Origin of the sequence: Nitrosomonas ureae (assembly GCF_900206265.1) — a bacterium.
GTDB classification, from domain to species: domain Bacteria; phylum Pseudomonadota; class Gammaproteobacteria; order Burkholderiales; family Nitrosomonadaceae; genus Nitrosomonas; species Nitrosomonas ureae_C.
This window is the reverse complement of record NZ_LT907782.1, coordinates 1,366,636-1,381,043: the sequence shown is the minus strand read 5'-3', so window position 1 is coordinate 1,381,043 and position 14,408 is coordinate 1,366,636. Positions and strand designations below refer to the sequence as shown.

Sequence of the window (14,408 nt, the reverse complement as noted above, 5' to 3'; positions counted from 1 at the left end):
ATAATACCAAAACATCCTTAGAAAGATTGTGCTATTTGACTGCATATAGCAGCGATCATGGAAAGAGCCGATTTGCTGGACATTTCACATAGCTCATAGCACATTCTTTCTTTATATCATACATCGCTACAAAATAATAACACTAAAAATTGAGGTGCAATGGGCCCGCGTTGCTGAGTTTCCGCAATGCCAAAGATTACTTGTCACAATTTTCAGAATAACTTCCACCACCAGTACATGATAACTATTTTTATGTAACCTCATAAGCTGTATAGTCCGCAATAACAAATATGAGCCCTAGTCCCGAAGGCATCTTGGTGTAACGTAAGATAATGATTCTTGTGTTCAAATTTGATTTTCAAAATTTAATACTGAAGCAAATGAAAAAAAAGAAAACTGCATCATTGGCGTTTCAGGTTTTAGGGGTTGCTTTATTAACCATAGTCTATTTTGCAACCGGAAAATTGGGTTTGATTTTTCCCTATATGGGATCGAACATTACTTTATTTTGGCCACCCGCGGGAATAGCGCTTGCGGCACTCATGGTTTGGGGATTTTGGTGCTGGCCGGGTATTTTTTTGGGTGCATTGCTAGTCAATTTAACCACGGGTGATCTTACGTTATCCACGGCTAGCCTCATTGCATTAGGTAACACTCTGGGACCGATATCAGGTGCGATATTGCTTAAGCAAGTGGTCAATTTCAAAAATGATTTTTCGCGCAACCGCGATTTGCTGGCGTTTACCCTCATCGTGCCGGGTTGTATGTTATTGCCATCCAGTCTCGGTGTGTTGGCCTTATTTATTAGTGATAACCTGATCGCGGATCAGATACAACAAGCCTGGCTAGGATGGTGGTTTGGCGATATTGTGGGCATATGGATTTTTGCTCCGCTAATATTGGTTTGGTGGACTCATTATAAAAATAAATCCACTAGTCCTGAAACTTTAAACGCCGAGTCCATCTTCATTATCATTATCTGCGTTGTAATTGCGTGGGTAGTATTCGGAAGTGCTTTTGCACTCGGAGATCTTCAACTATCACTCGCTTTTCTGGTGTTTCCGCCATTGATCTGGGCATGTTTACGTTTAGGTACGCTTGATGCTGTGCTAGCAGCAACGACTATTTCCATGATAGCAGCCTGGGGTACTGCACAAGGTCTGGGTCCTTTTGTAAATGGCTCTTTAACGCTAGATCATTTTATTTTGTGCGTTTTTGTCGCCACCAATATGTTGATCGCATGCTCAATCACCGGCCTACAGACTGCGCGCAAGAATGCTCATCGAGATTTAATGAATAGTGAGTTGCGTCTGCGTCTGGCGCTGACTGCTGCCAATGAGGGCCTGTGGGATCTTAATGTACAAACGGGAGAAGTATTAGTAAATCCGGAATATGCGTTAATGCTCGGTTATGCGCCTGATACATTTGTAGAAACTAACAGTAGTTTGCGGGAGCGCCTGCATCCGGATGATCAGGAACGAGTCGGTCGAATTTATCAGGAATACATTAGCGGTTTGCGCGATGATTATCAGGTGGAGTTTCGCCAGCTTACCCAGCAGGGCACTTGGAAATGGATATTGTCACAGGGTAAGCTGGTGGAATACGACGATCAAAATCGTCCGTTGCGTATGCTGGGTATACACACTGATATTGAAGAACGCAAAACCAGAGAAATTGCCTTGAAAAGAAGTGAGGAAGCGCTGAATCACTCTTTGGAAGAATTAAAGGTATCCGAAAAGCATCAGCGCGAGCTACGTATTTTGGCGGAGCGTGAACAAAGTCGCATGGGTGCCTTGCTTGCAGCCATGAACATTGGTATTTTGTTTGAAGATAACGAACGTCGGGTTGAATACGTGAATCCGGCTTTTTTGCGGATGTGGCTAGTTAATGAACATGACGATCTGACAGGATTGCCCACGAAAACCGTTCTGGAAAGATCGACGGAACGTTTTGCACAACCGGCTCATGCTTCTAAATTTGTCCTTAATATCCTGCATACGCATGAAATTAGCGAGCGCTTCGAGTTGGAGCTAAGCGACGGTCGTATGCTAACCCAGCTGTCTTACCCGGTTACTGACACAGAAGAGAGAATACTAGGGCGATTATGGATTTATGAGGACATTACTCAGGAACGTCAAACCGCTCAGCAATTGTTGTATCTAGCCGAACGTGATCCGTTAACCGGTCTTTACAACCGGCATCGCTTTCAGGAGCAACTCGAATCTTTGATCGCAAACTGTTTGCGTAGCCGGGGCAAATTTGCTTTGCTATATTTCGACCTGGATGATTTTAAATATATCAATGATACGTATGGGCATAGCGCGGGCGATACGGTATTAGTCAGAGCCGCCGGGGAAGTATCCAGCATCATTCGGCAGATCGAAATTTTCGCCCGGCTCGGTGGTGACGAGTTTGCCATACTCAGCATTATTCAACCGGATGAGGATATAAATGTTTTACCCTCCCGCATTATCACTGCTATTTCATCGATTCCATTGCGTTTTCACGGTAGAAATATTCGTCTTACAAGCAGTTTGGGTGTAGCGATCTTTCCAGAGCACGGCGAAACCACCGAAGATTTGATTGCGCATGCGGATACGGCCATGTATCAGGCCAAAAATCAAGGCAAGAACACTTGGGCAATTTATGATTCGACACGAGATGATTCCGAGGTTATGTTACAACGAATGACATGGCGTAGCAGGATCGCTCAAGCATTGGAACACGATCTGTTCGAATTGCATTTTCAAGGCGTTTATTTAACCAGTGATAAAATGCTCAGTCATATCGAGGCGCTGATCAGAATGCGTGATCTGGAGCGATCGGGTCACTTGATCATGCCAGGTCAATTTATTCCAATTGCCGAGAAAAGTGGTCAGATTCTGGATATTGATCGTTGGGTCGTAAAAGAGTGTATCGAGAAATTGGCCAATGATCTTAGTATGCCGCCACTGGCGATCAATATTTCCGGGCGGACATTCGATGAGCCTTCCTTGCCGCTTTATATTCGAAAATTGTTGATGGAACGAGGTGTTGAGCCTAGTCGCTTGATTATTGAATTAACCGAAACCGCTGCCGTTTCTGATATTCAGGATGCTCAACGCTTTATCGAGTCCATTCATCAGTCAGGTTGTAAGGTTTGCCTGGATGATTTTGGCAGCGGTTTTTCCACCTTTGGCTATCTTAAGTATTTAGGCGTGGAGATTCTGAAAATAGATGGATTATTTATCAGTGACTTGCACAATAATAGAGATAATCAGGTTTTTGTTAAAGCTATGGTGGATGTAGCGCACGGATTAGGAAAAATAACCGTGGCAGAATACGTGGAAGATGAAGATACTTTTAGAATGGTTAAAAAGTTGGGTATCGATCTGGTGCAAGGTTATAACTTCGGTAGACCCAGTAAAATATTACCCAAATAAATTAGGCTACATTTAAAAATTTGATGGTTAAATAAATATCCTGCAGCAAGCTGAGAAGATGTTTTACGGTGGATGCATCCATATTATTCGGTTAGTTTGATTCCGAAAGGTGTCCTGTGTGACAAGGTTACAGCCAGTGGAAAGAGCGAGCAGTGATGCGATGACGCTGCGATTCTGGGTTTGGGGTTTTGTAGATTACATTCCTTCACTTGTTTTTGTCTTGATCAGCTGCTTCGAAAACGTTTTCAATGGCTGGTTAGGCCAGCAGAGCCGCTACAATACCCGTGAAAAATATTCCCAATGTACCTGCCCCGCCGATCGAGGCATACGAGGTGGCGAGCCGGGAAATATCTTTTATGCGTAATAAATCTGCACCGATCAATAATTTCAATGTGCCGCTGATATACGCGAACGAAGCACTTTGTTCCACACGGATTGATAATCCCTTGACGAAGACACCTTGTCTAACTACCATAAAAAAGGAAGGCAGTACAAGTTGGTGCTGTTTTCTGTATGTTTCTTTAACTAACTTAAGGGCTTATTATGTTACAGTTTAAAAAAACGTTATTAAGCAGTATTGCTCCCGTATTGTTGTCCATTGTGTTGGCGAACCCAGTGATTGCTTCTGATGCACATCATGCACATAAAGGGCTAAATTATGGTAGCTTTACTAAAGAACATGTATTGCTAACTCCTAAAGGCTATCGTGAATGGGTTTTTATTGGTGCATCTGTGACACCCAATGAATTAAACGATGATAAAGCAGCCTTTCCAGAATTTCATAATGTCTATATTGACCCTACCAGCTGGGGTCACTGGAAGAAAACAGGTGAATTCCGTGACGGAACAGTTATCGTTAAAGAGTTAGCTGGCGTTGGAAGCAAAGCATCACCCAGCGGAAATGGTTATTTCCCAGGTGAATTCAATGGTATTGCCGCTATGGTGAAAGATTCCAAACGCTATCCTGAAAGACCCGGCAACTGGGCATTTTTTGGTTTTGAATCGTATGAAGCCAAACAAGGTATCATCCAAGCTGATGAGGCATGTGCGGCCTGCCACACGGAACATGCCGCACACGATATGGTCTTTACCCAATTCTATCCGGTATTACGTGCAGGTAAGCCCAGTAAATAAAAATAATGATGTGTATCCAGCTTTGACCTGAGGTGTGATTAGGAGCCTCTGAATAACCTTCTTTGCCATTTCGGATATAGTGGAAATTTCTTAGAATCATCATTAGATTCATTACCGCACGTGAAATGGCGGTTATTTGGAGGCACTTTAGTTTTCTAGTGTGGCCGAGGTAAAATATGCCGGAGAAGAGAATGTTGGCTCAGCTTGAAGCTACTGATCCGAGAGTGAAAAGCTGCTCTACATGATCTATCATTTGCGGGTATACGATAAAGTCTGAACACGCTTTCCTGAAGATCAAGCCGTTGAAAAATCCATGTGGCACGAGGAGCTGACCATATGGCATACCAAGTAATTGCCTAAAAACCATTTGTTGTTGAGAAATAGCAAGCAAGAGTTGCTCAGAAAAATGCATTCAACAAGCGCTTAAAAAGGATTGTTGCTTCTTTGCTTATTTTTGCGAGCATCTCATTATATTGAACGCAATAAGCAATGCCTGCATGAATTAGCGCAAGAGAAAAGACGGTTACAAATTTGCTACGGAAAATTTCGAGGAATTAGGCAATTTGATGTGTGATGAATAAAGAGTCTGCAAATTGCTTTTTTTATCTTGGACTTTTTGTTAAGTTAAACATTATCTTAATCCCGATTTTTATCCTTAGTTACAAGTCATGTTTGTTTTTGTGACTTGTAACTAAGGATGCAAGAATCATTCAGTTGAATTCAAAATTCAATTTAACTGTTAGATCTCATTTCATTGAGAAGCAGAAAGTAAGCACTTCGTAATATATTAAAGCTCTTTATTCGATGACATTCAAAGAACCTGGTAAATGGATATTTTTTGGATGAAGTTGACACCAGATAGTAAAGGCACCAGCTTTATCGGCTACGAAAGAAATAACTTTTGTTTCTCCTGCTTTAATTATTTCTTTGATTTCGTATTCATCAATGGCGAATCCTTCACTAATGGGTGATTTGTTCTCTACAGTGATTTTAACTGCAGTTCCTTTTTTGACAGCTAATGTTTCGGGCTCATTGAGAACATTAAAAGCACGAATATTGGTAACCGTTACACCTTCGACTTTGAGTTCTGGAATGGTAGTGTCATAAGCATTGATAACCACTTTAAAATTTTGCTCTGCAGCTTGCGCGATGCCTGATAATAGCAACCCAAGAACAGAGCTTATGAGCATGATTTTGGTTATTTTCATAGTATATATTTCCTCTTAAATTATATATTTTAGTATTATGGTACTTGCTTCGTACTTTTTAGCACGTAAGCGGCATTTACTCTAGAGGGGATAATTCCATATGTCAATATCGAATTTTCCCAGCGCTTGAGGCAGATTCTCCGTTATACGCCACTTGCAATAATTTCCATAACCAGCTGAAAGAGTTCGTCTGCGCGGTTGGTTGAGCCAATTGCACCGTGCTTTTTTGCCTGTTTCTTGTGTTCCGGAAAGTTTGAGCTGCCATAGATAACGAATGGAGTTGTATCTCCCAGGGAACGAAGCTTGGAGTTGTCCCCTTTGAACGGACACATTATGTTCTGTTTAAAGGAGAAGAAATATGACACAAAACTACAAACCTGCCTACCCGGCGGAGTTTCGCCAACAGATGGTGGAATTGGTAGCATTGGGCAAATGCCCTAAGCAATTATCCAAGGAATTTGGTTGCCACTACACTTCGATACAAACTTGGTGTCGAGCAGCAGGTGTACCAATTAGATCAAGCCAGACAATTGCTTCGGCTGCAATATCGAGTGGTCTCCCCTTGAATGTCAACGAGCGACAGGAGCTGATGGAATTGCGCAAGAAGCTCAAGCGTGTGGAGATGGAGCGTGACATATTGGCAAAGGCTACGGCCTGGTTTGCAAATCACAGAGATTGATTGGGAAAGTGTACCAACTAATCAAGGCAAATCAGGCGCAATTTCCGACTCGTATTCTATGTGAAACATTGGGTGTATCGCACAGTGGTTACTATGACTGGACTAAACGCACGCCTAGTCAGCGGGTCATTGCCAACTGTCGATTGATTGAGCAGATCATGACTATATACCGAAAAAGCGATTGTACGTATGGCCGCCCCCGCATTACTGTTGAATTAGTCGATCTTGGAATCAGGGTCAATCACAAGCGCGTAGGTAGGTTGATGCATGAAGCAGGAATTAAGGGAGTGAGCCGCAGGCGCGGCTTTATAATCACGACTCATCGGAATAAGCGTGATCGTCCTGCAGAGGATTTAGTGCAACGTCATTTCAAGGCAACTAGCATCAACCAGCTATGGGTTGCGGACATGACTTACATTCCTACCTGGGCGGGGTTCTTGTATCTGGCCGTGGTCATCGATGTATTCAGCCGTAAGGTAGTGGGCTGGGCTTTCGGTGAAACCATGACAGCCAACCTGGTGATCAATGCTTTGAACATGGCGTTAATCACCCGTAAACCAGGCAAAGTGATTCATCACAGCGATAGGGGCAGTCAATACACCAGCGTTGATTTCGGCAAACGATGCAAGGAAATGGGCGTGCGTCCATCCATGGGCAGTGTAGGTGATGCCTATGATAACGCAATGGCTGAAAGCTTTTTTGCCAGCCTAGAATGTGAATTGATCGACAGGCATTCCGGGCTGGGATACTTATCACCAAACAATTTTGAGAGAAAACTGAATGAGAAAAATCAAATCGCGATAAACTGCAATCCGCTTTCACAAGTTGAGACTCTCTCGACTCCATGAAAAAATGTCCGTCAAATTGGGGCAACTCCAGCTTGTCAAGAAGAACATAACCTTCCTGGGGTCCTTCTTTGCGTCCCATATCGGAAATTATAACGGCGAACTTGTGGGTTTTAAGAATATCAAGGGCTTCATTGGTGGAGAAGGCTAGAGAGAATTCAACACCTTGTGCTTCGAAGGCTTGACGCTCATGAACGTTATTCTCCGGGCAGTCATCAACCCATAAAACCCGATTTCTCCATTTGCTTGATAGTTGTCTTTTACTCGCATTAGAAACAACGCTCACAATTTCTCGAAGTTGAGATTCGGGTAATTCACCCTCATGCCCAGAATGTTTGACAGTTGCGGCAGCGAGGGATGCAACGGATGTCATTTTGGATTTCATGAAATTATCTTCATTCTTAAAATCGGAAGGTCCATAAAGTTTATTGTGATGATTGGCAACAAGCCAAAGAAATCCACAAAATACTATTACTGGGAAGAAAACCATGAAGTAGGCCAAAGGGGTGATATGCTCTGAGATTCCTTGCCCCAAACCTACAACAAGTGACGCAAAGCCATATACAAGGACTATAAAAAGCGCAATTATTCCTAATGGACTTTTTGTAAAGCCTTGTGCCGATTCTGTAAATTTATTTGTGTCCATAATGATGTTATTACATAAATATTCATAATTAAGTTGTAGCAATTCAGACTGGATCTTGCAGTTTTACTGACAGGAAACATGTTTCCTGTGCTCGTGATGAATGATGCTATATTCACTCTTCCGGATTCTTCTGATCATTTTCACGATAGTGTTTCTCAATCTGATTCTTCAGGATCAACATGGTTTGTTGTGACTCAAGCAATTGATTCTTTAATGTTTCTATTTCAATCTTTAGGTCATTGTAGGCAGTCTTGGTTGCACTCAGTTCAGTTTCTAATTTTTGGGCTTCAAATGAAGGAGTGAAGAATGGGACAATCACTAATAAGGCGGTAGCGGTTGCAACAATCGCAGTTAAGCCAATCAACCACTTGGTCAGTTTCTCGTTAATCATGGCATTGCGCACAGTGATGACAGCTTGAACGAATGCCTCCTCACTTTGCAAGGCGTTTGGGTTTTTATTTAATCTATCCAAAACCTCGTTCAGGCTAACTTTCAGATATTCGTCAGTCGTTGGATTCTCTGTTTTATCGGCAAACGAGTTCATGGCATTATGTGCGTTTCATAAAGTATGGTTAGATGTGTTTAAGCTATTGATATAAATATTATCCTGATAATTCTTGTCTGTTATTCTAATCATTATAAATTTTTCATTGATGGTTGAGGGATGACTGGATTAAGTTTGAATGATAACTGGCCTCGGAGGACATAACAGATCAGTCAATATAAAATAATCCATGCCGCCGAACAATTTTCCAATCAGAAAGTTTATCTTGCCGACATGCACCGTAACGAAAAGAGGGTGGTAATTCCGGGAATTGGAAGCGCAGATCGTAAAACCAGATGCACAAATCCGACTCAAGAGTATCAATACGTTCCAGTACCGGGAATCGGGCAAAAGCTCGGAAAGGTTCAAAAACGGGACTGAGCCATGCTTCACGGGCGAGTGTTTTTTGTGTGAAGTCGTCACCGAATTGTTGCTGAATATGCCAATTATTTTCCGAAATGGGACGATAAGCAGACGCCATCTTTGACAGGAGCGAGGTTGTCCGGTGTTGCCCTAAGGATTGCTGTAAATTCATATCGGCAAGATGATAGGCTTCATCGTGCCGGATGATGATCTTCCAGTGGAACGGTGACAGCGGTTGTGGTAATGCGGTGACGTGCGCTTGTGAAATAGCTTGGGAATCGGTATGGCGGATGCCGATTTCGATGGCTTGTTGGTACAAAGTCCATAAAAAAATCACATATCCGCATAAACAAGCTAAAGCCGCCATAGCCCCAATTCGTTGTCGCGGATAGCACCTCGAAATGATCAGACCGCCAATGATGATCAGACTGAACCAAGGGTCGATGACAAATACCAGGGGTAAAGAAAAACGTTGGGTTGAAAAAGGCGCGAACAACATCAATCCATACGAAGTGATAAAGTCTCCTGCGATATGAATGGCAATACCGAGGCATATGGGAGGAAGAAACAATTTCCAGTCACCGCGTCTTTGAGTCAACCAGGCAAACAGCCTGGACAATAACCATGCCCACAGCGGTAATAAAATCAGCGAGTGCGTTGGGCCCTGGTGCCAATTCAGGTAGGTGAGCGTGTCGATCAGGCGGAGCGCAAAATCTACATCCGGGAATGCGGCTGCGGCAAAGCCCGCGGCAATTTGTACGCGCAATGGTAATACGGTAATGTGTTCTGATCGCGATGGCGGCGGTGATTGTGCTACAGCCCGTGCCAACAAGGCGCCGCTTAAGGCATGCGTGAGCGGATCCATGATTTTTTATTATCAGCCGGATTTTGCATGAATCTCAGAAGTAATCGGTTCTGTTAGTGGAGAAGGCTGGGTTCTGGGGGGAGTTCCGGATACAGAGGGTGCAGCATCATCGGCTGCGGCTTCTTTGCGCGGAACACCATAAATTCTATGATCCAGCGATTCAGCTACGAGCAGTTTGTGTTCCAGGAAATCGCGCGTGCATTGTGAATTTTCTGATGCATCGTGCATCCAGTAAGCAAATGTCGCTAAATAAATTGTAGTGAGCGCGGCTTCTTCCAGTGCGCGCCGCAGAAATGTGGCATCGCGTTGTGCGGCTTCACGCATCCATTGCACTGTACGGCTGATGCGCATGATGGCGGGAATCTGAATATGCAGGTGACCGGGTTCAAGTTTGGCGCCGATCATTTGCTGCGTAACCTTGCGGTGCGCAACCAATGTATCCAGCCAGGTCATGATGAGATGCAGCAAACGTTCGCGTGGTGATAACGACAAAAATTCCACGGTTTCTGCAGATTTGAGCATTTGACCATCGGCCCGGTCAAACCAGGCGTCAACCAAATCTTCTTTTTCACGGAAATAAAGACGAATATTATCCAGAGAAATATTTAATTCAGTGGCAACATCAAACAAACGCACCGCTTCCCAGGATGAACGTTCGGCGAAGGCAACCGCCGTATCCACGATTGCATCGCGTAATTCAGGCTTGCTTTTTTTCATCTTGATTCTCCTCAGGGTATTGATAGGAGTAGTGCAATTTGATGTCATTTTCACTATAACATACAAGGAATCATCCGAAAAATGGTAAATTAAGAGGAGATCCAGGGTGATTCAATATCAACCGATGCCTGGAAACTTTTCAAGATTATGTTAAGGTTTCTTTAATTTAATCGAAGTTATTTTTTTCCTAACACGAATAAAAAACGAAGGGGATTGAGATGCTGCAGGTTCCACAACAAAACATGTTTGATCGCCTGATCTGGAAATCGGATGATTGTTTGCTCCTTGATGATCTCGTGTTTCGGGTGATGCATCAGAAGACCGGAAAATGGAGTGGTGGCGAGCATTTCATTTTTTATAAGATTCAACCCTTAATTGAGCAGTACGCCCACTACTTCCGGCGCCGCTACGATTTCCAGCCAAAGAATATCTTTGAGTTAGGGATTTTTGATGGCGGCAGTATTGTATTCTGGCATGAGCTATTCAAACCTCAGAAACATGTTGCAGTGGACTTGGCAGATCGCATGGATAGCCCGTATTTCCAGAAATACCTGACGTCACGCGACTTATCGGATCGGATTCAGACTGTTTGGAAAACTGATCAAGCAGACAAATCAAAACTTTCGTATCTTATGAGAACCATGTTTGATGTTGCACCGGATCTGATCATTGATGACGCCTCGCATTTATACGAACCTACTCTCGCTAGTTTTGAGGCTTTGTTTCCACTCATGGCGCCGGGCGGTTTGTACATTATCGAAGACTGGGCGTGGGAACATTGGCGGGATTTCATTGCTCCTCCTGAATGGTCGGGAAGGAAACCGCTCACGCAACTGATCATTGAGCTGACCGAATCCGTCGGCTCGTGGACCAATATCATCAACGACATTGCCATATATCAGGGCTTTGTTGCTATCGAGCGAGGATCGCGAATTATCGAAGATCCGGCATCCTTCAATCTGAAAGAACATATCTATCGACGTTCAGTCGATCAATTCGCTACATCAATTCCAGGTTATCAAAGAATTATCAATTACTTAAAGCATAGATTGTGACTTTCTGGATTATTCTAAGAATTCATTGAACATTAGATTGTTACGTGTCAAATGATGCTGAAGAGTGAGCGAGAAGAACGCGGGTTGCGTGGTTTGAAATGCGGACAGCTTGATGTAATGCATGTATAACATGCCGCATGCGGTATCCCGATGGCGTAATGATGCCGGGCTGTGAGTGCGAATCAATCATCATGAGAGACCAGCATACTTGTCAGTTGAAACCATTCTTCTAATACCTGTAAATTTTCAATGAATATCCGGATACGGCCCGCTCGAGACTCTGACTATCAATGGTTGCTTGAATTGCATCATACCGTGTACCGTGACTTGATAACACAAGAGTTCGGTTATTGGGATAGTGATGAGGAATTAAGTTTGTTCAAGAATGCATGGGAATCGAAGCAAATCGAAGTTCTTTTACAGAATGACAAGCCTGTCGGTATGTTCATCGTAGTTACGCATGTGGATCATTTTTGGCTGGATGAAATTCAAATTGATCCTCGTTATCAAAATCAGGGCATCGGTACTGAAGTGATTGGACGATTAATTGCCAGAGCACGTGCAGGTTATTTGCCACTGCGATTAAGAGTTTTGCATGCGAACCAGGGCGCTTACAGGCTTTATCAGAGATTGGGTTTTCTGCGGATCGGCGGAATAAAGCACCACCATGTGATGGAAATAAGATGATTTTTTTGAGCAGGTTATTGATTGTAATCGTTCGATTCGTTTTGATAATGCGCGATCGCTGAGAGGACTTGTCGATCTCGTAAGAGAGTTATGTATTAAGATCCGAATAAGTCTAACAAACATTAACATCATGTTTATTAATGAATAGATGTAAGATTAATAAATAATCAGGTTAGAAAAGATGTTTGGATTTGGCCACTTAATTTTCCTTTCTGTAATATACACACAGACTTATCCACAGAAATTGTGGATAGAAAATGGAGTGTTAAAATTGTAAGAGCCAGACACCGTGGGTGTCGAAATAACTGCTTGGTAATATTATACGGAAATCGGGTAACATAACAGGTTGAAAAATAATGACCGGATAAAATATTCGGATCTAAAGTGAGTGAGGAGATTGTTTCGTGTTATCTTTAATTCAAGCTGCGGGCTGGCCGATTTGGCCAATCATCATTGCTTCCATAGTTGCCTTGGCTATTATCGGGGAACGGATGTGGACATTGCGTTTGAGTGTTGTTTCGCCGAAAGAGCTGTTACCCAGGGTGTTAAGCGAATATAAGCGTAATGGCGTTAACCCTGAAATGCTGGCACGCTTGCAGATGCATTCGCCCTTGGGGCAGATTCTTGCGGCCGGCCTTAGAAATGTCAAAAGTACACGCGAGGTAATGAAAGAGTCGATTGAAGAATCCGGCCGAGTGATTGTGCATGATTTAAGTCGTTACCTGACTACGCTAGGAACTATTGCCGCACTGAGCCCTTTGATGGGTTTGTTTGGTACATTGGTGGGTATGATTGAGATCTTCGGATCAAACTCTCCTACCGGTAGCAATCCTGCACAGCTTGCTTATGGAATTTCCGTTGCACTATATAATGCTGCATTTGGCATACTTGTCGCTATTCCCAGCATGATTTTTTATCGCCACTTTAGAGCAAAGGTTGATGATTTTGTGATAGAAATGGAATTGCAAGCGTTAAAATTGGTAGAAATTGTGCATGGTGAGAGAGAAGGCTGATTTTTCTTATATGACCTTTGTAGAGTGCTTGAAGGTGTTTATGACTTTATCTCGCTGTGCAGCAAAATCCAACTTATAGACGCGAATTAAAAGTGACTTCGAGACTTCAATTGTGTGAGCTTTGGAAAGTTCGAGAAATTTCTAACCGGAGTACAAATCATGATGCTGAGCTAGTAGTGTATACTCCCGCTGAATTAGAATTATACTTTGGCCGACAATTTTCGTCGTATAGATGGATGGATGAGATACTGTAGAATGTATGACGAATGGGATGTGAGGTATTTTTCTGCCAATTCGTCGAGATTAAGTGATTATTGAATCAAGAATTGATGAGTCTGTTGCATGTTATTTGGTCTTATTGAAGAAAACGTGAAAATGGGCTGTATTAAAGTAAATGAATGAGAATTCCGGGATCTTGAGAAATATTAACTATCGCAATTTGATTCTTATTGTATTTTTTCTCTGTCTGACAATCTTGCAAGGATGCGCGACGACACCTAAAAGTAGTGATGAAGAAGTTGATCCGATTGATCCGCATGAGAAAATTAATCGTGCTTCTTATGATTTTACGGACCGAGTCGATCGGGCTATCGTTGAGCCCGTTGTGAATGTTTATGTGGATTATGTTCCCGATGCCGCGCAACGATCCATTGGAAATTTCTATGATAACCTGGCCTATCCGAATGTCGCCCTGAACTCTTTTTTACAAGGCAAGGTAAAGCAGGGCGCTGGAGATACGTTACGTTTTATTATTAACTCAACGATTGGTATGGCTGGACTGTTTGATATGGCAACCCATATGGGATTGCAAAAACATGATGAAGATTTTGGCCAGACGTTAGGTGTTTGGGGAGTTAATCCGGGTTCTTATTTATTTGTTCCGCTACTGGGGCCTAGTAGTGAACGTGACGTAACCAATATTCCGGTGGGTCTTGTTACTAACGTGCTTTTTTACGCAGGTCTTGCGATAGGTACGTACTTTGCCGCGCCATTGACCATCCTGGGCATTATTGACAAACGTGCGCGTTTGATTGGTCCGATGCAAATTCGGGATGAGGCGGCATTGGATCCGTACTTGTTCGTGCGTGAAGCATCCATGCAACAGCGTGAATTCCTGGTACATGATGGCAAGCTGCCCCTAGACCTTTATTACGATCCTTTTCAGGATAATCCCTTTGATAACAATGTAAAAATCAAGAAATAATATATTCGTTTTTCTGGTTTTATTTT

General features: G+C 43.0%; 12 protein-coding genes. 7 read left to right on the top strand and 5 right to left on the bottom strand.

The features are described from left to right. Positions 1–380 precede the first annotated feature (380 nt). Positions 381–3,422, top strand: a complete 3,042-nt coding sequence (locus tag CPG39_RS06335; protein WP_231990421.1) for an EAL domain-containing protein — start codon at positions 381–383, stop codon at positions 3,420–3,422. Positions 3,423–3,678: 256 nt separating this feature from the next. Here CPG39_RS06335 and CPG39_RS06330 read toward each other — a convergent pair whose 3' ends face one another. Continuing rightward, complete coding sequence (locus CPG39_RS06330) at positions 3,679–3,897, bottom strand: DUF1614 domain-containing protein (protein WP_096292558.1); 219 nt, start codon at positions 3,895–3,897, stop codon at positions 3,679–3,681. Positions 3,898–3,965: 68 nt separating this feature from the next. Here CPG39_RS06330 and CPG39_RS06325 point away from each other — a divergent pair, with 68 nt between their 5' ends. Next, positions 3,966–4,556: a cytochrome P460 family protein gene (locus CPG39_RS06325; protein ID WP_096292557.1), complete on the top strand. Its 591-nt coding sequence runs from the start codon at positions 3,966–3,968 to the stop codon at positions 4,554–4,556. Between the two features lie 797 nt (positions 4,557–5,353). On the opposite strand, the gene CPG39_RS06315 is transcribed toward CPG39_RS06325, so the two are convergent. After that, positions 5,354–5,764 (bottom strand): nitrosocyanin, encoded by a 411-nt coding sequence (locus CPG39_RS06315; protein ID WP_013646882.1) that lies wholly within the window; start codon positions 5,762–5,764, stop codon positions 5,354–5,356. A 358-nt stretch (positions 5,765–6,122) separates the two neighbouring features. Between CPG39_RS06315 and CPG39_RS06305 the strand changes: the two genes are divergently transcribed. Then, positions 6,123–7,291 (top strand): IS3 family transposase gene (locus tag CPG39_RS06305; protein ID WP_231990420.1). Its coding sequence is split into 2 segments (ribosomal slippage): positions 6,123–6,405 and positions 6,405–7,291, totalling 1,170 coding nucleotides; the frame shifts between segments, so codons are not numbered across the junction. A gap of 755 nt (positions 7,292–8,046) precedes the next feature. Here the strand turns inward: CPG39_RS06305 and CPG39_RS06295 are convergent. The 3 genes from CPG39_RS06295 to CPG39_RS06285 all read right to left on the bottom strand — a co-directional run bounded on the left by CPG39_RS06295 (position 8,047) and on the right by CPG39_RS06285 (position 10,423). Continuing rightward, entirely contained in the window at positions 8,047–8,478 is a 432-nt protein-coding gene (locus tag CPG39_RS06295) for a hypothetical protein (protein ID WP_096292554.1), read from the bottom strand. 169 nt (positions 8,479–8,647) lie between these two features. After that, positions 8,648–9,706, bottom strand: coding sequence for a metal-dependent hydrolase (locus CPG39_RS06290; RefSeq protein ID WP_096292553.1), 1,059 nt, complete (start codon positions 9,704–9,706; stop codon positions 8,648–8,650). A gap of 12 nt (positions 9,707–9,718) precedes the next feature. After that, complete coding sequence (locus CPG39_RS06285; protein ID WP_096292552.1) at positions 9,719–10,423, bottom strand: TetR family transcriptional regulator; 705 nt, start codon at positions 10,421–10,423, stop codon at positions 9,719–9,721. A gap of 218 nt (positions 10,424–10,641) precedes the next feature. Here CPG39_RS06285 and CPG39_RS06280 point away from each other — a divergent pair, with 218 nt between their 5' ends. The 4 genes from CPG39_RS06280 to CPG39_RS06265 all read left to right on the top strand — a co-directional run bounded on the left by CPG39_RS06280 (position 10,642) and on the right by CPG39_RS06265 (position 14,382). Next, the gene (locus CPG39_RS06280; RefSeq protein ID WP_096292551.1) at positions 10,642–11,478 is read left to right on the top strand and encodes a CmcI family methyltransferase; all 837 of its coding nucleotides are present in this window, start codon (positions 10,642–10,644) and stop codon (positions 11,476–11,478) included. 249 nt (positions 11,479–11,727) lie between these two features. Next, positions 11,728–12,165: a GNAT family N-acetyltransferase gene (locus tag CPG39_RS06275; protein WP_096292550.1), complete on the top strand. Its 438-nt coding sequence runs from the start codon at positions 11,728–11,730 to the stop codon at positions 12,163–12,165. Between the two features lie 404 nt (positions 12,166–12,569). After that, positions 12,570–13,178: a MotA/TolQ/ExbB proton channel family protein gene (locus tag CPG39_RS06270; RefSeq protein WP_096292549.1), complete on the top strand. Its 609-nt coding sequence runs from the start codon at positions 12,570–12,572 to the stop codon at positions 13,176–13,178. Positions 13,179–13,593: 415 nt separating this feature from the next. Continuing rightward, the gene (locus CPG39_RS06265; RefSeq protein ID WP_331716190.1) at positions 13,594–14,382 is read left to right on the top strand and encodes a VacJ family lipoprotein; all 789 of its coding nucleotides are present in this window, start codon (positions 13,594–13,596) and stop codon (positions 14,380–14,382) included. The last annotated feature ends 26 nt before the right edge of the window (positions 14,383–14,408 follow it).

What these genes read in the sequence shown, in the direction of transcription:
- CPG39_RS06335 (WP_231990421.1), top strand. Translation starts at nt 381, where the DNA reads ATGAAAAAAAAGAAAACTGCATCATTGGCGTTTCAGGTTTTAGGGGTT.
- CPG39_RS06330 (WP_096292558.1), bottom strand. Translation starts at nt 3,897, where the DNA reads ATGGTAGTTAGACAAGGTGTCTTCGTCAAGGGATTATCAATCCGTGTG.
- CPG39_RS06325 (WP_096292557.1), top strand. Translation starts at nt 3,966, where the DNA reads ATGTTACAGTTTAAAAAAACGTTATTAAGCAGTATTGCTCCCGTATTG.
- CPG39_RS06315 (WP_013646882.1), bottom strand. Translation starts at nt 5,764, where the DNA reads ATGAAAATAACCAAAATCATGCTCATAAGCTCTGTTCTTGGGTTGCTA.
- CPG39_RS06295 (WP_096292554.1), bottom strand. Translation starts at nt 8,478, where the DNA reads ATGAACTCGTTTGCCGATAAAACAGAGAATCCAACGACTGACGAATAT.
- CPG39_RS06290 (WP_096292553.1), bottom strand. Translation starts at nt 9,706, where the DNA reads ATGGATCCGCTCACGCATGCCTTAAGCGGCGCCTTGTTGGCACGGGCT.
- CPG39_RS06285 (WP_096292552.1), bottom strand. Translation starts at nt 10,423, where the DNA reads ATGAAAAAAAGCAAGCCTGAATTACGCGATGCAATCGTGGATACGGCG.
- CPG39_RS06280 (WP_096292551.1), top strand. Translation starts at nt 10,642, where the DNA reads ATGCTGCAGGTTCCACAACAAAACATGTTTGATCGCCTGATCTGGAAA.
- CPG39_RS06275 (WP_096292550.1), top strand. Translation starts at nt 11,728, where the DNA reads ATGAATATCCGGATACGGCCCGCTCGAGACTCTGACTATCAATGGTTG.